At 74.6% G+C, this 16,901-nt stretch carries 17 protein-coding genes; 6 read left to right on the top strand and 11 right to left on the bottom strand.

Annotated features, from left to right (window positions below):
• Nucleotides 1-98 precede the first annotated feature (98 nt).
• From V6V16_RS18055 to V6V16_RS18065, 3 genes are read right to left on the bottom strand one after another with little or no spacing between them, the layout of a single operon-like run.
• On the bottom strand, nt 99-1,268 hold the full coding sequence (locus V6V16_RS18055) for an anhydro-N-acetylmuramic acid kinase (protein ID WP_334563538.1): 1,170 nt from the start codon (nt 1,266-1,268) through the stop codon (nt 99-101).
• Between the two features lie 9 nt (nt 1,269-1,277).
• Entirely contained in the window at nt 1,278-2,531 is a 1,254-nt protein-coding gene (locus V6V16_RS18060; RefSeq protein ID WP_334563540.1) for a class I SAM-dependent RNA methyltransferase, read from the bottom strand.
• Nucleotides 2,528-4,627: an APC family permease gene (locus tag V6V16_RS18065; RefSeq protein WP_334563542.1), complete on the bottom strand. Its 2,100-nt coding sequence runs from the start codon at nt 4,625-4,627 to the stop codon at nt 2,528-2,530. Before V6V16_RS18065 ends, V6V16_RS18060 begins: the two co-directional genes overlap by 4 nt.
• Before the next feature lie 163 nt (nt 4,628-4,790).
• Here V6V16_RS18065 and V6V16_RS18070 point away from each other — a divergent pair, with 163 nt between their 5' ends.
• Together V6V16_RS18070 and V6V16_RS18075 are read left to right on the top strand one after the other, a co-directional pair.
• Nucleotides 4,791-5,456 (top strand): potassium channel family protein, encoded by a 666-nt coding sequence (locus tag V6V16_RS18070; RefSeq protein ID WP_334563544.1) that lies wholly within the window; start codon nt 4,791-4,793, stop codon nt 5,454-5,456.
• A 2-nt stretch (nt 5,457-5,458) separates the two neighbouring features.
• Nucleotides 5,459-6,148 (top strand): potassium channel family protein, encoded by a 690-nt coding sequence (locus V6V16_RS18075; RefSeq protein WP_334563545.1) that lies wholly within the window; start codon nt 5,459-5,461, stop codon nt 6,146-6,148.
• Nucleotides 6,149-6,171: 23 nt separating this feature from the next.
• Here the strand turns inward: V6V16_RS18075 and V6V16_RS18080 are convergent, their stop codons facing one another.
• The 4 genes from V6V16_RS18080 to dut all read right to left on the bottom strand — a co-directional run bounded on the left by V6V16_RS18080 (nt 6,172) and on the right by dut (nt 8,638).
• On the bottom strand, nt 6,172-6,855 hold the full coding sequence (locus V6V16_RS18080; protein WP_334563546.1) for a DUF3159 domain-containing protein: 684 nt from the start codon (nt 6,853-6,855) through the stop codon (nt 6,172-6,174).
• A 31-nt stretch (nt 6,856-6,886) separates the two neighbouring features.
• Nucleotides 6,887-7,267 carry an OB-fold nucleic acid binding domain-containing protein gene (locus V6V16_RS18085; RefSeq protein WP_132233037.1) on the bottom strand — a complete coding sequence of 127 codons (381 nt, stop codon included), beginning with the start codon at nt 7,265-7,267 and terminating at the stop codon, nt 6,887-6,889.
• 128 nt (nt 7,268-7,395) lie between these two features.
• The gene (locus V6V16_RS18090) at nt 7,396-8,064 is read right to left on the bottom strand and encodes a DUF3710 domain-containing protein (protein ID WP_334563549.1); all 669 of its coding nucleotides are present in this window, start codon (nt 8,062-8,064) and stop codon (nt 7,396-7,398) included.
• Nucleotides 8,065-8,089: 25 nt separating this feature from the next.
• Complete coding sequence (gene dut, locus V6V16_RS18095; RefSeq protein WP_334563551.1) at nt 8,090-8,638, bottom strand: dUTP diphosphatase; 549 nt, start codon at nt 8,636-8,638, stop codon at nt 8,090-8,092.
• A gap of 88 nt (nt 8,639-8,726) precedes the next feature.
• Between dut and V6V16_RS18100 the strand changes: the two genes are divergently transcribed.
• The gene (locus V6V16_RS18100) at nt 8,727-9,251 is read left to right on the top strand and encodes a DUF3093 domain-containing protein (protein WP_334563600.1); all 525 of its coding nucleotides are present in this window, start codon (nt 8,727-8,729) and stop codon (nt 9,249-9,251) included.
• Between the two features lie 66 nt (nt 9,252-9,317).
• Here V6V16_RS18100 and V6V16_RS18105 read toward each other — a convergent pair whose 3' ends face one another.
• Nucleotides 9,318-10,064 (bottom strand): hypothetical protein, encoded by a 747-nt coding sequence (locus V6V16_RS18105; RefSeq protein ID WP_334563603.1) that lies wholly within the window; start codon nt 10,062-10,064, stop codon nt 9,318-9,320.
• Between the two features lie 261 nt (nt 10,065-10,325).
• Nucleotides 10,326-10,622, bottom strand: coding sequence for a DUF4193 domain-containing protein (locus V6V16_RS18110; RefSeq protein ID WP_013284790.1), 297 nt, complete (start codon nt 10,620-10,622; stop codon nt 10,326-10,328).
• 434 nt (nt 10,623-11,056) lie between these two features.
• Here V6V16_RS18110 and V6V16_RS18115 point away from each other — a divergent pair, with 434 nt between their 5' ends.
• Nucleotides 11,057-11,575, top strand: coding sequence for a LytR C-terminal domain-containing protein (locus V6V16_RS18115; protein ID WP_334563552.1), 519 nt, complete (start codon nt 11,057-11,059; stop codon nt 11,573-11,575).
• A 104-nt stretch (nt 11,576-11,679) separates the two neighbouring features.
• On the opposite strand, the gene V6V16_RS18120 is transcribed toward V6V16_RS18115, so the two are convergent.
• Nucleotides 11,680-12,495 (bottom strand): inositol monophosphatase family protein, encoded by an 816-nt coding sequence (locus V6V16_RS18120; protein ID WP_334563553.1) that lies wholly within the window; start codon nt 12,493-12,495, stop codon nt 11,680-11,682.
• Between the two features lie 287 nt (nt 12,496-12,782).
• Here V6V16_RS18120 and V6V16_RS18125 point away from each other — a divergent pair, with 287 nt between their 5' ends.
• Nucleotides 12,783-14,381, top strand: coding sequence for an RNA polymerase sigma factor (locus V6V16_RS18125; protein WP_334563554.1), 1,599 nt, complete (start codon nt 12,783-12,785; stop codon nt 14,379-14,381).
• A 244-nt stretch (nt 14,382-14,625) separates the two neighbouring features.
• The gene (locus V6V16_RS18130) at nt 14,626-14,859 is read left to right on the top strand and encodes a DUF7455 domain-containing protein (RefSeq protein WP_334563555.1); all 234 of its coding nucleotides are present in this window, start codon (nt 14,626-14,628) and stop codon (nt 14,857-14,859) included.
• 276 nt (nt 14,860-15,135) lie between these two features.
• Here V6V16_RS18130 and V6V16_RS18135 read toward each other — a convergent pair whose 3' ends face one another.
• Nucleotides 15,136-16,866: a DEAD/DEAH box helicase gene (locus tag V6V16_RS18135; RefSeq protein WP_334563556.1), complete on the bottom strand. Its 1,731-nt coding sequence runs from the start codon at nt 16,864-16,866 to the stop codon at nt 15,136-15,138.
• Between the last annotated feature and the right edge of the window lie 35 nt (nt 16,867-16,901).

Raw genomic sequence — 16,901 nt, forward strand, 5'->3', positions numbered from 1 at the left:
AGCCCGCCGTCCGGGCCCGGCGGCGCGCGGCGATCGAACGGCCGGCCGGCACGCCGGGCGGGCCGCCGGCGCCCGGGACACCCGGGCCGACCGGAGGGTCAACCGGCGATCCGCAGCCGGCGGGGCGCGGCGACGGCCGGGGACTGCCGGTACGCCGGCCCGGACGGGGTCCAGGAGCCCAGCACGGTGGCCCGGGTGGCGCCGGTCACCGAGGGCAGCGCGCCGGGCAGCCCGTGCCAGGAGAGCCAGCCCAGCAGCGCGAACGCGTACGCCTCCTTGGCCTGTGCGGGGACGCCCAGCTCGTCGGTGGTGCGCAGCCGCCACCGCCCCGCCCCGAGGGCGGCCAGCCGGGCGGTCAGCGTGGGGTTGCGCACCCCGCCGCCGGCCGCGACCACCTCCGCCACGCCGTGCCGGTCGCACTCCGCGGCCACCACCCGGGCCGTCAGCTCGGTCAGGGTGGCGAGCACGTCGCCGGCCGGCACCGGCTCGCCGAGGGCGGCCAGCCGCGCGTCCAGGTAGCCGGCGTGGAACAGCTCCTTGCCGGTGGACTTCGGCGGCGGCGCCGCGTAGTACGGCTCGGCCAGCAGCGCGTCGAGCAGGCCGGCGTGCACCCGGCCCGCCGCCGCGCCGGCGCCGTCGATGTCGCAGGGGCGGTCCAGCAGCCGGCGGGCCGCCGCGTCGAGCAGCGCGTTGGCGGGCCCGACGTCGTACCCGAGAACGGGCGCGCCCGGCGCCACGACCGTGAGGTTGGCGATGCCGCCCAGGTTGAGCGCGGCGCGCGGGGCCGCGCCCTCGGCCGGGTCGAGCAGCAGCGCGTCGAACGCCGGGACCAGGGGCGCGCCCTGCCCGCCGGCGGCGACGTCCGCCGAGCGCAGGTCGCTCAGCACCGGTACGCCCACCCGGGCGGCCACCCGGGCCGCCGCGCCCAGTTGCAGGGTGCCCCGGGCGCGCCCGCCGTCGACCCAGTGGAAGACCGTCTGCCCGGGCGAGACCACCGCGTCGACCGCCCCGCCCGCCAGCTCGACGCCGAGCGCCGCCGCCTCGGCGAAGACCTCGCCGAGGCGGTTGTCCAGCCGGCAGACCGCCTCGACGGTGGTGCTCCCGGGCGGCAGCAGCGCGCCGATCGCGGCGCGCAGCTCGTCGTCGTAGTCGAGGCCGCGGTGCCCCAGCGGGCGCAGCGACAGCGTCTCCTCGTCCCGGGTGAACTCGGCGGCGGCCACGTCCACCCCGTCGTAGGAGGTTCCCGACATCAGCCCGACGATCTTCATCGGGTCAGGCTAGCGGGCGGCCCCGTCGGGCGGCAGGAGCAGACCGACCAGCTCGACGTGCTGGGTCATCGGGAACAGGTCGAAGCCGCGCAGCTCCGCCAGCCGCCAGCCCAGCCCGGCGAAGGTGCGCACGTCGCGGGCGAAGGCGGCCGGGTCGCAGGCCACGTACGCCACCGCGCGGGGGCCGGCCGCGACCACGTCCCGCACCACCCGGGCACCGGCGCCCGAGCGCGGCGGGTCGAGCACCACCACGTCGACCGGGCCCGTGATCCGGCGGCGGGCCAGCGCGGTCTCCACCCGGGCCGGCACGACCTCGACCCGGGGCAGGTCGCGCAGGTTCTCCCGGGCTGCCGCGACGCCCTGCGCCGCCGACTCGACCAGGGTGACCCGGCCCGCCTCCCCGACCCGGCCAGCCAGCGCGGCGGCGAAGAGCCCCGCCCCGCCGTAGAGGTCCCAGGCGCGCTCCCCCGGGCGCGGGCCGGCCAGCTCCAGCACCGCGTCGACGAGGGTGTCGGCGGCGGCCGGGTGCACCTGCCAGAACGACGACGCCGGCAGCGTCCACTCCCGGCCGGCCGCCAGCTCGCGGACCCGCTCCGGGCCGTCCACGAGGCGGGGCACCCCGTCGGCGACGGCCGTCACCGCCACGTCCCCGCCGGTGGAGGCGACCGTCTCGACGGCGTCGGCGTCCGGCCAGCGCGTGCCGGCCGGTGCCAGCACGGGCAGCTCCCGGATCGCCGGGTGGGCGATCAGGCAGCGGTCGATCGGGACCACCTCGTGCGAGCGGTGCTTGAGCAGGCCGGCCCGGCCCGCGCCGTCGACGGCGTAGCGGACCCGGGAGCGCCAGCCGAGCGGTCCGCCGGGCAGCGCCTCGACCCGGACGCGGAGCGCGTCGAGCTCGGCGTCGGTCAGCCCGCCCAGGCGGGTGAGCTGCTCGCGCACCACCGCCGCCTTCCAGTCGAGCTGCGCGGCCGGCGCGACGTGCTGCAGGTCGCAGCCGCCGCAGCGGCCCGGCTTCGCGTACGGGCAGGGCTGCTCGACGCGCTCCGGGGCCGCCTCGATCACGCGCACCGCGTCGGCCCGGACGAACCCCTTGTGCACCTCGGTCACCTCGACGACGACCCGCTCGCCGGGCAGCGCGTGCCGGACGAAGACCACCTGGCCGCCGCCCCGGGCGACGCAGTGCCCGCCCGGGGCGACCGCCCCGACGGTCAGCTCGACCCGCTCGGCCTCCTCCAGGCCCCGGCCGTCCCCGTGCCCGCTCACCGCTCACCCCCACCACTCGGGCCGCCCGCGGCGGGCGGCGCGGACACGACCGGCGGCGCGCCCTCACCGGGCGGCGCCGGGGCCACCGGCGGCCGGGTGCCGCGGGGCGCGACCCGGGGGCCGCGCGCCGGGCTCCGGGACAGGGTGGCGTCCAGCCGGTCCAGGTCCTTGCCGGCGGTCGAGGCGAGCTGCCACGGCACGCTGGTCACCATCACCCCCGGCTCGAAGAGCAGCCGCCCCTTCAGGCGCAGCGCGCTCTGGTTGTGCAGCAGGTTCTCCCACCAGCGCCCCACCACGTACTCGGGGATGAAGACCGTGACCACGTCGCGCGGCGACTCCCGGCGGACGCCGGCCACGAAGCCCAGGATGGGCCGGGTGATCTCCCGGTACGGCGAGTCGACCACGGTCAGTGCGACGGGCAGGTCCCGCTGCTCCCACTCCGCCTGCAGCTCGCGGGTGTCCTTCTCGTCGACGTTGACCGTCACCGCGGTCAACGTGTCCGGCCGGGTGGCCCGGGCGTACGCGATCGCCCGCAGCGTCGGCTTGTGCAGCTTGCTGACCAGCACGACGGCGTGATTTCGGGCGGGCAGCACCCCGCGGTCCTCGTCGGGCGGGGTCAGCTCCGCGGCGACCCGGTCGTAGTGCCGGCGGATGGCCAGCATCAGCACGTAGATCATCGCCATCGCGGCGATGGCGATCCACGCGCCGAGCAGGAACTTCGTGACGAGCACGATGACCAGCACGGTGCCGGTCATCGCCATGCCGAAGGTGTTGATCGCCCGGGACCGGAGCATCCGCCGGCGCGCCTGCGGGTCCCGCGCGGTGCGCAGGTGCCGGTTCCAGTGCCGGATCATGCCGGCCTGGGAGAGCGTGAAGGAGACGAACACCCCGACGATGTAGAGCTGGATGAGCCGGGTGACCTCGGCCTGGAAGCCGACGATCAGCACGATCGCGGCGACGGCCAGGAAGACGATGCCGTTGGAGAAGGCCAGCCGGTCGCCGCGGGTGTGCAGCTGCCGGGGCAGGTAGCGGTCCTGGGCGAGGATCGAGCCGAGCACCGGGAAGCCGTTGAACGCGGTGTTCGCGGCCAGGAAGAGGATCAGCGCGGTGACCCCGGCCACCACGAAGAGCAGCACCGAGCCGGAGCCGAAGACCGTCTCCCCGAGCTGGGTGGTGACGGTCTTCTGCACGTACCCCTCGGGGCCGGAGATGATCTGCAACCGCGGGTCCTCGACGAACTGGAGGCCGGTGAGCCGGGACAGCCAGATGATGCCGACCAGCATCGCCACCGAGATGGTGCCGAGCAGCAGCAGGGTGGTGGCCGCGTTGCGGCTCTTCGGGGCCTTGAACGCCGGCACCCCGTTGGAGATCGCCTCCACGCCGGTCAGCGCCGCGCAGCCCGACGAGAAGGTGCGCAGCAGCAGGAAGACCAGGGCGAAGCCGGTGACGCTGTGCTCGGCCTGGATCTCCAGGCCGGCGCTGGGCGCCCGCAGGTCGTGGCCGAGCACGAAGACCCGGACCAGCCCGGTGAGCAGCATCCCGACCATCACGATGATGAAGCCGTAGGTGGGGACCGCGAAGGCGGTCCCGGACTCCCGCAGGCCGCGCAGGTTGACCGCGGTGAGCAGCACCACCGCGGTGACCGCGATCAGCACCTTGTGGGTGGCCACGAACGGCACCACCGAGCCCAGGTTGGCCACCCCGGAGGAGACCGAGACCGCGACCGTCAGCACGTAGTCGACCAGCAGCGCGCTGGCCACCGCGACCCCGGCCCGGGGGCCGAGGTTGACCGTGGCCACCTCGTAGTCGCCGCCGCCGGAGGGGTAGGCGTGCACGTTCTGCCGGTAGCTGGCCACCACGGTCAGCATCACCACGACGACCGCCAGGGCGATCCACGGCGAGAAGAGGTACGCGGAGGCGCCCGCGATGGAGAGGGTCAGCAGGATCTCGTCGGGCGCGTAGGCGACGCTGGAGAGCGCGTCGGAGGCGAAGACGGGCAGCGCGATGCGCTTGGGCAGGAGGGTGTGCTTGAGCCGGTCGGACCGGAACGGTCGACCGAGGAGCAGCCGCTTCAGCAGCGAGGTGGGTCTGGCCACAACCGCCAAGCGTACGTCCACCAGGGGGAGCGCCGCCGGGGTGGCCGATCGCGGCGGGGTCGGGCGGCGGAGTACCGTCGGTCCGCGCTCGCGCCGGGAACGTGGCAGGCTCGCAGACGACCCGCCCGCCGTCCGGGCGGACGCGCACGTTGAGGAGGACGCGGTGCACGTCGTGATCATGGGCTGCGGCCGGGTCGGCTCGACCCTCGCCCACAGCCTGGAGTCCCGGGGGCACTCCGTCGCGGTCATCGACCACGACGCCGACGCCTTCCGCCGCCTCGGCCCCGACTTCGCCGGGATCACCGTCACCGGCGCCGGCTTCGACGGCGAGGTGCTCCGGCAGGCCGGCATCGAGCGGGCGGACGCCTTCGCGGCCGTCTCCAGCGGCGACAACTCCAACATCATCTCCGCCCGGCTCGCCCGCGAGACGTTCGGCGTCTCCCGGGTCGCGGCCCGCATCTACGACCAGCGCCGGGCGCAGGTCTACGAGCGCCTCGGCATCCCCACCGTGGCCACCGTCCGGTGGACCGCCGACCGGATGCTGCGCCACCTGGTGCCCGAGGGGAACGTGGAGATCTTCCGGGACCCGACGAGCACGGTGTCGATCGTCGAGGTGCCGGTGCACAAGGACTGGGTGGGCCGGCCGATGCGCGCCCTGGAGGGGGCGACCGGGGCCCGGGTGGGATACCTGATCCGCTTCGGCATCGGCACGCTGCCGACCCCGTCCAGCGTCGTGCAGGAGGGCGACCAGATCTTCATGCTGGTCACCGACGACATCGCGGCGACGGTCACGTCGGTGGCGGCGACGCCGCCGGAAGGAGGGCTGTGAGCATGCGTATCGCCATCGCCGGCGCGGGCAACGTGGGCCGCTCGATCGCGCAGGAGCTGATCGACAACGGCCACCAGGTGATGCTCATCGAGCGTCAGCCCCGGATGCTCCGCCCCGACCGGGTGCCGGCCGCCGACTGGGTGCTGGCCGACGCGTGCGAGCTGGCCAGCCTGGAGGAGGCCGACATCGCCGGCTGCGACGTGGTGGTGGCGGCCACCGGGGACGACAAGGTCAACCTGGTGGTCTCGCTGCTGGCCAAGACGGAGTTCGCGGTGCCCCGGGTGGTGGCCCGGGTCAACCGGGCCGAGAACGAGTGGCTCTTCACCGAGCAGTGGGGCGTCGACGTCGCGGTGAGCAAGCCGCGGGTGATGGCCGCCCTGGTCGAGGAGGCGGTCACCGTCGGAGACCTGGTCCGGCTGATGACCTTCCGGCAGGGCGAGGCGAACCTGGTGGAGATCACCCTGCCGCCGACCGCCCCGTACGTCGGCGAGCCGCTGCGCGCGGTCCCGCTGCCCCGCGACTCGGCGCTGGTGGCGATCCTGCGTGGCAAGCGGGTGCTGGTGCCCACCCCGGACGACTCGCTCGAGGCCGGCGACGAGCTGATCTTCGTGTGCACCGCCGAGGTCGAGGACGCGGTCCGCGCGGTGGTGCTCGGGGCGGACAGCGTGGAGCGCACCCGAGAGCAGCGCTGAGGCAGCCGTGGGAGCTCGGCGGCTCAGCCGCCGGGCAGCGCCTCGGGCTGCGGTTCCCGGGTCACCCGCCGGACCGTCCAGACCGTGATCAGCAGCAGCAGCACGTAGGGCGGGTAGCCCAGCACCAGCCGCGCCACGCCGAGCGCCGTGTCCTGGTGGGCGAGGTAGAGCGCCGCCTGGACGCCCACCTTGGCCAGCCAGACCACGCCCCAGAGCACGGTCAGCCCGGTGAAGGTACGCACCAGGCGCGGGTCGTCGCGCCACTCCGAGCGCCCCTTGGCCACCAGCACCGACCAGATCCAGCCCACCAGGGGCTGCCGGACGGCCGCCGAGATCAGCAGGGCGATGCCGTAGCCGATGCCGTAGAGGATGCCGGGGAGGTAGAAGTCGCGCTCGTCGCCGGTGCGCCAGGCGATCGCGGCGCCGACGGCGATGCCGAAGAGCCCGTTGACCGCGTGCCGGACCGGCCGACGCTGGACCAGCCGGAGCCCGGCGATCAGCAGGGCCACCACCACCGAGGCGATCACGGCGGGCCGCAGCTCGCCGACGATGTTGGCCATCACGAAGACGACCACCGGGATGCTGGACTCCACCAGGCCCCGCCAGCCGCCGAGCTGGTCGGCCATCTGCTCGGCCAGGGTGGGCAGCCGTTCCTCGTCCCGCGGATCGCTCTCGGGTTGTGCCGCCCGGTGCTGTCCCGTCGTCATCGCACGCCTTCCGTCCGCCGCGGCCACCGGGTCACTTCGGCGGTTCCAGCTCGTAGTACGGGTTGTAGATCACCTTGCGGTCGTCCCGCACGGCCACCCGCCCGCGCGCGGTCAGGTGCCGGCCGGGCTCGATCCCGGCGATGTGCCGCCGGCCCAGCCACACCAGGGTGACCACGTCGCTGCCGTCGTAGAGGTCCGCCTCCAGCGTGGGCAGGTTGGTCCGCGGCGTGTAGACCACCGTGCGGAGCCGGCCGGCCACCGAGACCACCTGGCCCCGCGTGCACTGCCCGGCCGGCACGCCGCCGTGCTCGGCGCTCTCCCGGCGCAGCTCCTGCGCCTCGATCTCCGCCTCGCTCGCGGTGAGCCTGCGCAGCATGCGCCGCAGCGGACCCCGGCCCTCGTCGGTCGACATGACCTCCGCGTCACCCTCTCCACGCTGGGCCGACGCGACGCCGGCACCCGGGCCGGCCCCGGCGGCGCCGGAACCGTGCCGCCAGCGTACGCCGACGGGGCCGGTCCCGGCGCCTCGGTGACGGACGGTCAGGCCTCGCGGGGCGCGGGAGCGGGCCTGCCGTCGGCCGGCGCGCCGTCGGTGGCCTGGTCGGCCACCTCGCGGGGCAGCCGCAGCGGCAGCGGCTCGCGCACCGGCTTGGCCTCCTGGCCCCGGTCGACCACCAGGCCGTCGAGGCACTCCGCCAGCGGGCCGGCGGCGGCCGGGTCGGTGGCCACCTCGCCCTGGTAGACGGCGCGGACCAGCCAGCGCGGCCCGTCGATGCCGACGAAGCGCAGATCGGTCAGCCCGTCGGGCGTGCGCACCCGGGCGTGCAGCTCGGTGCCGTACTCGCCCTGGACCTCCTGGGCCGCCGCGCCGTCCTTGAACAGCGACTGGCGGATCTCCTCGCGCACCTCGTCCCAGATGCCCTCGGAGCGCGGCGCGGCGAAGACGCCGAGCTGGAGCGCGTTCGGCCCGTGCACGAGCACGACCTGCTGGATCACGCCCTCCGGGTCGGCCTGCACCCGCACCTCGACGTCACGCACCGCCGGGATGTGCAGGCTGCCCAGGTCGAGCCGCTGCACGCCCTGGGGCGCCTCGGAGATGTCGTAGGGGCCGCGGGCCGGGGCCGACTCCTCGTGCGAGTCGAGGACCTCGGTCGTCCGCTCGTCGCGGGCGTGCCGTCCGGCACCGTCCCGCTTCCGGGAGAAGATCACTGCGCCAACCCTCCGCTGTTCGTGCTCACCCTGCCACCTCTTCCGTCCGTACGCCTGCCCGGTCCCGCGGGTCCGGCTCCCCCGGCTCCCGCGGGGCCGCCGGCGCCTCCGGGGCGGGCACCAGGCCGGCGTGGCCGCCCGTGGAGCCGTGCCCGCCGGTCCCGCGTCGGGAGGCGGGCAGCTCGACCACCGGCCGGAAGTCCGCCCTCGCCACCCGCTGCACGACGAGCTGCGCGATCCGGTCGCCACGGGAGATCTTCGCCGGTCGCTCCCGATCATGGTTGATCAGGTTGACCAGGATCTCACCCCGGTAGCCGGCGTCGACCGTACCGGGCGCGTTGAGCACCGTCACGCCGAGTCTGGCCGCGAGCCCCGAACGGGGGTGGACCAGGCCCACGTACCCCTCGGGCAACGCGATCGCCACGCCGGTCGGGACCAGGACCCGGGCGCCCGGCGGCAGCTCGACGTCCGCCGCCGCCACCAGATCGGCCCCGGCGTCGCCGGGATGGGAGTACGCCGGCAGCGGCAGCTCGGGGTCGAGCCGCCGTACGGGCACGGGTACGACGTCGGTCACGCTTCCCTCTTCCGTCCGTTTCCTGGGGTGACCCTGCCATCCTGCCGGTTCCGCCGCCGTCGTGCGCCGTACCCTGGCAGGAGTGAGCCTGTCGCCGTCCTCGCCGTCCCCGGCGCCGCCCGCCGCGGCGCCCCCGCAGCACGCCGAGCGGCTCGGCCTGCCCTGGTGGCTGTGGCTGGCCGGGCTGGCCGCGGCCACGCTGCTCGCCGTGGAGGTCTGGATGGGCGCGCCCGGCGTACGCGCCTGGCTGCCGTTCGTGGTGCTGCTGCCGGCGACCGTCGCCGGCCTGGCCTGGCTCGGCCGGATCCGGATCGCGGTACGCGACGGCGAACTGCGGGTGGACGACGCCCGGCTGCCGCTGGAGTTCGTCGCCGACGTGGTCCCGCTGGACGCCGCCGGCCGGCGCGAGGTGCTCGGCGTCGGGGCAGACCCGCTGGCGTTCGTGGTGCAGCGGCCGTGGGTCCCCGGCGCCGTCCAGGTGCTCCTCGACGACCCGGCCGACCCCACCCCGTTCTGGGTGGTCAGCACCCGCCACCCGGTCGAGCTGGCCGAGGCGGTCCTCGCCGCCCGGGGCGCCGCGCGCCCGGCCGCGCCGGACGCCACCTCCCGCTGAGCCGCCCGGGGGGCGCCGCGCCCGGCGGAGGACGGTCGCGCCCGACGGGCCGCCCCGGGCGACCGCTCAGCGGGCGCCGGGCAGGGCCGGGGGCGTGCCCGGCAGGGCGGACGTCCGGCCGCGCAGGTCGCCGCGGAGCTGGTCCGCCATCGTCCGGGTGGCCCGGCGGTTCAGGTAGCTCGCCACCGCCGCCCCGGTGAGGAAGGGGCCGAGCGTGGTCAGGTTGCGGCCGAAGCGCTTGAGCAGGGTGTCCCGCAACTCCTTGCGGGCGGCCGTGCCCAGCACGGCGCTCACCCCGACGCCGGGCATCATCGGGTTGATGCCCCGCTGACCCGCCCAGGACTGCAGCAGGGCCACCGCGCGCGGCGTGCCGGCGGTGGGCAGCGGGATCCCGTACACCTCGTGCAGCTCGCCGATCAGCTTCAGCTCGACGGCCACCACGGCGACCGTCTCGACGGCCAGCAGGACCGGCGCGGAGAGCAGGGTCGGTGCGACCGTCCACTCGACGGCGGCCACTCCGCCGCCCGCGGCGCCGATGCCGCCCGTCGTCCGGGCGGCGTTGCGTACCAGCCGCTCCGCCAGCGCCTCGCCCTCCAGGCCCGGGAAGTGCCGGCGCAGGGTGGCCAGGTCGCGGACGGGCACGTGCGGGGCGACCTCGGCGACCGTGTCGACCATCCAGCGCACCGCGCTCTTCGGCTTGAACAGGTCGGCCAGCCCTCGCGCCTTGGCCTGCCCGACCAGCCGGCCGAGCAGTTGCCGTCGGCGGGCGGGCTCGACGTCGTCGGCGGTCAGCGCCGCGACGGTGGCGCCCATCTCGTCGTCCGGGCCGGCGGCGGGCACGGCGCCGGCCCGGTCCTCCCGAGGATCGGGGCCGCTCGCGGCGGCGCGGGTCAGGTCCGCGCCACGCGTACCGCCGGGCTCGCTCCGCTCGCTCATGGGTCCGACCTCCCGAATGGACCGACTCCGACGTGACGGTCACCCGTCAACGAGTGAAGCAGGTCCCCCGCCGTCCCGCACGGCGACCGGGCAGCGGCGGCCCCACGAGGGAGCCGCCGCTGACAGGAGGCATGCGGGTCAGACGCACTCGCGGCAGATCAGGTCGCCGTTCCGCTCGACCGCCAGCTGGCTGCGGTGATGCACCAGGAAGCAGCGGGCGCACCGGAACTCGTCCTGCTGCATCGGCAGCACCTTGACCGTGAGTTCCTCGTCGGCCAGGTCGGCGCCGGGCAGCTCGAAGCTCTCGGCCACCTCGGCCTCGTCAACGTCCACGGCGCCCGACTGTGAGTCGACGCGTCGGGCCTTGAGCTCTTCCAGGCTGTCCTCGCCGAGGTCGACCTCGTCGCGACGCGGGGCGTCGTAGTCGGTGGCCATCGGTTTCACTCTCCCATATCGATGTTGTCGCTTCCGGTTGTAACGCCGGACGACGCTGTTTCGGTTCCGCTGGCCGGCCACCACTTGTGTCGGTCACCCGACCCGAAGACAGCACGGACGGAGGCATCCAGAGGAACACCCCGGCGAGCGCGGAACCTTACCCCCCCGTTGGGCGAGGCATGTATACCGCCCTCGCGGCTGAGATGTACGCCCCCGCACGCGAAGTTGTTCCCAATGTGACTCAGGCGACACGAAGATAGGGGTAGTAGTACCCGCTTCCCGGTTGGCGCGCCGGCATGTCCGGCTGTTTCCACGCGACGGCCGGACAACCGTTAACCTCAGCGGCGTACTCGACGGCCGGCGGGGCGGCCCGACCACCGGCGGCCGCCACCACCCACCACTGTCCGGGGAGCACCCTGATGAGCTTTGCGCGAGTGCGAGCACTCGTTGTCGTCGGCCTGCTGGCGGTGCTGGCCCTGGTCTTCGTGGTCGTCGCCCTGATCCGCGACACCCAGGGCAGCGCCGGCCTCGCCGGAGGCTGCCCGGAGGGCTGGCCGCTGGCCGACGTGGCCCTGCGGGAGTCCAAGGACGTCAAGATCAACGTCTACAACGGCACCAGCGACCGGATCGGCCTGGCCAAGGACATCGCCGACGACTTCCGCAACCGGAAGTTCCAGGTGAAGAAGACCGGCGACGAGAAGAAGCAGATCGACGACATCGCGGTGCTGCGTTACGGCCCGAAGGGTGTCGGCTCGGCGCACCTGCTGCGGGCGTACTTCCTGAACAACGCCGAGTACGAGTACGACGCCAAGCGCACCGACGACGTCGTGGACGTGGTGCTCGGCAACGGCTTCCAGCAGCTCGCCACCACCACCGAGGTCAACCAGTCCCTGGGCGACCTCGGGGCGCCGGTGGCGCCGGCGGGCTCCTGCCCCATGCCCGAGGACGACTGACCCACCGCGCGCCCTCTCGCGCCCCCTCAGCGCACGAGAGACCCCCTCCGGCGACCGGGCCGGGCGGGTGGTCCGGGTTCACGGCGTGCCGTGGGCCCGGCCGGTCAGGGCCCGCCGGAGGCGTCCAGGTCGGCGAGGCGGTCGTGCAGCGGCGCGAAGAGGGCCGCCGGGGCGGCGATCACCAGGTCCGGACCGGCCGGCGCCCCGCCCAGCCCGGCGACCAGCAGCCCGGCCTCGGTGGCCACCAGGGCCCCGGCGGCCTGGTCCCAGGCGGCCAGCCCCTTCTCGTAGTACGCGTCCACCCGCCCCTCCGCCGCCAGGCACAGGTCCAGCGCGGCGGCGCCGAAGCGGCGGATGTCGCGGACGTGCGGGATCAACTCGGCCAGCACCCGGGCCTGGTGGGCGCGGCGCCCCGGGTCGTAGCCGAACCCCGTGGCGACCAGCGCCTGGCCCAGGTCGGTCTCGGTGGAGCAGCGCAGCCGCTCGCCGTCGCGCCAGGCGCCCCCGCCCACGGTGGCCGTCCACTCCTCGCCGGTGCTGACGTTGCGCACCACCCCGGCGACCACCCGGCCGTCGACCTCCGCGGCGAGCGACACCGCGCTGTGCGGGATCCCGTACAGGTAGTTGACGGTGCCGTCGATCGGGTCCACGATCCAGCGGACGCCGCCGGGAGCCACCGGGCCGCTCCCGCCCGCGCCGTACTCCTCGCCGAGCACGGCGTCGCCGGGGCGCAGCCCGCGCAGGGCGTCGACCACCTGCCGCTCGACCGCCCGGTCGGCCGCGGTCACCACGTCGGTGACGGTGCTCTTGGTGGCGGCCACCGACACGCCCTCGACCCGCATCCGGTGCGCGGTCGCGGCCGCGTCGCGGGCCACCCCGACCGCGATCTCCAGCAGCTCCGCCGGCGTCGAGCGATGCATCGTTCGTCCCCTTCCCGCACGGCCGGGGTGTTCCGGGGCGCGCGCGGTACCATCCTTACAAAGTCCACATCTGCGTCGAATCGGCGGTCCCCGCCGACGGTGCGCCGTGCGGCGACGGTCGATCGCCGCGGACGGCGTTACAATTCACCCCTGCCCACGCTGCGACGGACCGCCACGACCGGCCGGCCCGGGACACGGGGGTCCCTCAACCACATCGTCCGGCAACGTGCACCGCGCTGCGCCGGACGACCCGGCCGTGCTCGCTCTTCGCCTCCGGAAGGTCATTCGTGACAGAACCCCGCCAGACCGGCGCCGACGTTCGCTCGCTCACCGACACTCTGATCGCCCACGCGCAGAGCGCCGGCGGCCAGCTCACGTCGGCCCAGCTCGCGCGCACCGTCGAGTCCGCCGAGGTGACTCCGGCCCAGGCCAAGAAGATCCTGCGGGCGCTCTCCGAGGCGGGAGTGACCGTGGTGGTGGACGGCTCGGCCAGCACCCGCCGCCGCGTCGCCGCCGCCCGCTCGGCCACCCCGGCGTCCCGGGCCACCACCGCCAAGACCACCAAGAAGGCCGCCGCGCCCGCCCCGAAGCAGGCACCCGCCGCCGACGAGGCGACCGCGCCCGCCCCGCGCAAGGCCGCCCCCCGCAAGGCCGCCGGCACCACCGCCGAGGTGGCCGCCAAGGCCGCCGTGCCGGCGAAGGGGGCCAAGGCCACCCGGGCCACCAAGGCGACGGTCGCCGCTGCGGCCGGCGCCAAGCCGGCCAAGGCCGCCGGCAAGGCCGAGGGCGACATCGACCCGGAGGAGCTCGCCGCCGCGATCGAGGACGTGGTCGTCGAGGAGCCGGCGGAGCTGACCCGCGCCGCCGAGACCGACGCCGCCAACTCGGCCAGCGACAACGACTTCGAGTGGGACGACGAGGAGTCCGAGGCGCTCAAGCAGGCGCGCCGCGACGCCGAGCTGACCGCCTCCGCCGACTCGGTCCGGGCATACCTCAAGCAGATCGGCAAGGTCCCGCTGCTCAACGCCGAGCAGGAGGTGGAGCTGGCCAAGCGGATCGAGGCCGGGCTCTACGCCGCCGAGCGGCTGCGCGCGGCCGAGGAGGGCGAGGAGAAGCTCACCCGCGACATGCAGCGGGACCTGGGCTGGATCTCGCGCGACGGCGAGCGCGCCAAGAACCACCTGCTGGAGGCCAACCTCCGGCTGGTCGTCTCGCTGGCCAAGCGTTACACCGGCCGCGGCATGGCCTTCCTCGACCTGATCCAGGAGGGCAACCTCGGCCTGATCCGCGCGGTCGAGAAGTTCGACTACGCCAAGGGCTACAAGTTCTCCACGTACGCCACCTGGTGGATCCGGCAGGCGATCACCCGGGCGATGGCCGACCAGGCCCGCACCATCCGCATCCCGGTGCACATGGTCGAGGTCATCAACAAGCTCGGCCGCATCCAGCGCGAGCTGCTCCAGGACCTGGGCCGCGAGCCCACCCCGGAGGAGCTGGCCAAGGAGATGGACATCACACCGGAGAAGGTGCTGGAGATCCAGCAGTACGCCCGGGAGCCCATCTCGCTGGACCAGACCATCGGCGACGAGGGCGACAGCCAGCTCGGCGACTTCATCGAGGACTCCGAGGCCGTGGTCGCGGTCGACGCGGTCTCGTTCTCGCTCCTTCAGGACCAGCTCCAGCAGGTGCTTCAGACGCTGTCCGAGCGTGAGGCGGGCGTAGTACGCCTGCGCTTCGGCCTCACGGACGGCCAGCCGCGTACGCTGGACGAGATCGGCCAGGTCTACGGGGTGACCCGGGAGCGCATCCGGCAGATCGAGTCCAAGACGATGTCCAAGCTGCGCCACCCGTCGCGTTCGCAGGTGCTCCGGGATTACCTGGACTGAGCGCGATCGTCAACCGAACGTGTCGTTTTGATCACCAAACGCGCAACGTCGGAAGGTGATCGTTCGGTTGCACGGTTGTGATCGTTGACGTGGCACCCTTGGTGCACGGCACACTGTCCCTGCCATGTGTGACCTCGGTCCCCCGCGGGCACACAGGGAAGGCAGCGCCGGGACAGGGTGTTGCACGATAGGTGAGCAATGACCGAAGAGAGTGTTCATCGGTGACGACCAGAGGAGGAAGGCGATGACCCCGACCCTCACGCCGCCGCCCGCAACGGTGGCTCCCCCAGCCGCCGATGAACGGTGCGACCGCTGCAATGCTGCCGGCAAGCTCCGGATCACCCTGGCGGGTGGGAGTGAACTGGTGTTCTGTGGGCACCACGCGAACAAGTACGCGGAAGATCTCGTGAAGATCACCGTGCGGTACGCGACGGACCCGGAGTTCAGCTGGCGTGGCGCCGACCTGATGGCGAACTGAACGATCCACATACCTACTGACAAACCGGCCGGAGGCCCCTGATCGAGGGGCCTCCGGCCGGTTTTTCGCGTCCCTGTGCCACGCGGCCACCGCGGGGTGCCGCCCGCGCCACGGCCGCCCCGGCGCGGGCGGGAGGGGCAGGTGGCGCAACGGACGGGCCTCGCGCCCCGGGCGGTCACACACCCCCCCAGGTGCCCCCCGCGGGCCTCGCCGGAGCCGCCGGGAGGGCCGGCCCGCCACGCGACGACGCACGCGCCTCCGGGGCCTCTCTCGCCGTCAGAGGGTCTGGACGGTGGCGATGCGCTCCTCGAGCTGCTCGATGGTGGCCTGGGCGCTCGGCGGTCCGCCGCAGAGCCGGCGCAGCTCCGCATGGATCTTCCCGTGCGGCTGCCCCGTGCGGTGGTGCCGGGCGGCCACCAGCGCGTTCAGCTGGCGCCGCAGGGCGACGCGGCGCTGGGCCGCGCTCATCGGTGCCGGCGGGGCGGCCACCGCCTGAGCGGCCGGCTCGGCCGGCCCGGCGGCCCGGCGGCGCTGGGCCGCAAGCTGCTCCTGCTGCCGCTTGGTCAGCAGCAGGGAGACCTGGTCGGCGGTGAGCAGCCCGGGCAGGCCCAGATACTCCTCCTCCTCGGGGGTGCCGGCCTGCGCCGCGGTCCCGAACGAGGCGCCGTCGAAGATCACCTGGTCCAGCTCGGCGGTGGCGGAGAGCGCGGCGAAGCGCTTCTCCAGCTCGCCGCTGGCCTGGTCGTCGCGCTGGGCGCGCTCCAGCAGGTCGTCGTCGAAGCCCTCGCGGTCCTTGGGCTTGCCGAGCACGTGGTCCCGCTCGGCCTCCATCTCGCTGGCCAGCCCGAGCAGGTGCGGCACGCTGGGCAGGAAGACCGAGGCGGTCTCGCCGGGGCGGCGGGCCCGGACGAAGCGGCCGATCGCCTGGGCGAAGTAGAGGGGCGTGCTGGCGCTGGTCGCGTAGACACCGACCGCCAGCCGGGGGATGTCGACGCCCTCGGAGACCATCCGGACCGCCACCAGCCAACGCTGCTCGGACGCCGCGAACGCCGCGATCCGCGCGGACGCCCCCACGTCGTCCGAGAGCACCACCGCCGCCCGCTCGCCGGTCGCCTGCTCGATGAGCTTCGCGTACGAGCGGGCGGTCTGCTGGTCGCTGGCGATGATCAGCCCACCGGCGTCGGGCATCCCCGCGTTGCGCAGCACGGTCAACCGGGCGTCGGCCGCCCGCAGCACCTGCGGCATCCAGTCACCGGCCGGATCGAGCGCGGTACGCCACGCCTGCGCGACGAGGTCCTGGGTCATCGGCTCGCCGAGCCGGGCCGCCAGCTCCTCCCCCGCGTTGGTGCGCCAGCGGGTCTCCCCCGAGTACGCCAGGAAGAGCACCGGCCGGACGACGCCGTCGCGCAACGCCTCCGCGTAGCCGTACACGGAGTCGGCGCGGGAGCGGAGCAGGCCGTCCCCGCCCCGCTCGTAGCTGACGAACGGGATCGGGTTGTCGTCCGAGCGGAACGGGGTCCCGGTGAGCATCAGTCGCCGCTCGGCGCCCTCGAAGGCCGCCTTCACCCCGTCGCCCCAGGAACGGCTGTCCCCCGCGTGGTGGATCTCGTCGAGGACGACCAGGGTGCGCCGGGTCAGGGTGCGCCGCTTGTGCACGTGCGGCGCCATGCCCACCTGGGCGTACGTCACGACCGCACCGTGGAAGTCGGCGGCGGAGTGCAGGTCGGCGTTGCGGAACGCCGCGTCGAGCTGGATGCCGACCCGGGCCGCCGCCTGCGCCCACTGGGTCTTCAGGTGCTCGGTCGGGGCCACCACGGTGACCGCGTCGACGGTGCCGTCGGCGAGCAGCTCCGCGGCGATCCGCAGGGCGAAGGTCGTCTTTCCGGCGCCGGGGGTGGCGACCGCCGTGAAGTCGGGGTCCCGCCGGCGCAGGTACTCCACGAGTGCCTTGCGCTGCCACGCGCGCAGTGCCGGAAACGTCTCGATAGCCGGCAACCGGGCCGCCACGGGAAGCTCCTCTCCGACCGCCTGATGGCGGACCC

The sequence above is a fragment of the Micromonospora sp. CPCC 205561 genome, from assembly GCF_036906775.1.
In the GTDB taxonomy this organism is placed as follows: Bacteria; Actinomycetota; Actinomycetes; order Mycobacteriales; family Micromonosporaceae; genus Micromonospora.

Bases quoted from the DNA above. Each gene is read 5' to 3' on its own strand.
- V6V16_RS18055 (WP_334563538.1), bottom strand. From the start codon at position 1,268: ATGAAGATCGTCGGGCTGATGTCGGGAACCTCCTACGACGGGGTGGAC.
- V6V16_RS18075 (WP_334563545.1), top strand. From the start codon at position 5,459: ATGCGTATCGCCATCGCCGGCGCGGGCAACGTGGGCCGCTCGATCGCG.
- V6V16_RS18080 (WP_334563546.1), bottom strand. From the start codon at position 6,855: ATGACGACGGGACAGCACCGGGCGGCACAACCCGAGAGCGATCCGCGG.
- V6V16_RS18085 (WP_132233037.1), bottom strand. From the start codon at position 7,267: ATGTCGACCGACGAGGGCCGGGGTCCGCTGCGGCGCATGCTGCGCAGG.
- V6V16_RS18105 (WP_334563603.1), bottom strand. From the start codon at position 10,064: ATGGGCGCCACCGTCGCGGCGCTGACCGCCGACGACGTCGAGCCCGCC.
- V6V16_RS18110 (WP_013284790.1), bottom strand. From the start codon at position 10,622: ATGGCCACCGACTACGACGCCCCGCGTCGCGACGAGGTCGACCTCGGC.
- V6V16_RS18120 (WP_334563553.1), bottom strand. From the start codon at position 12,495: ATGCATCGCTCGACGCCGGCGGAGCTGCTGGAGATCGCGGTCGGGGTG.
- V6V16_RS18130 (WP_334563555.1), top strand. From the start codon at position 14,626: ATGACCCCGACCCTCACGCCGCCGCCCGCAACGGTGGCTCCCCCAGCC.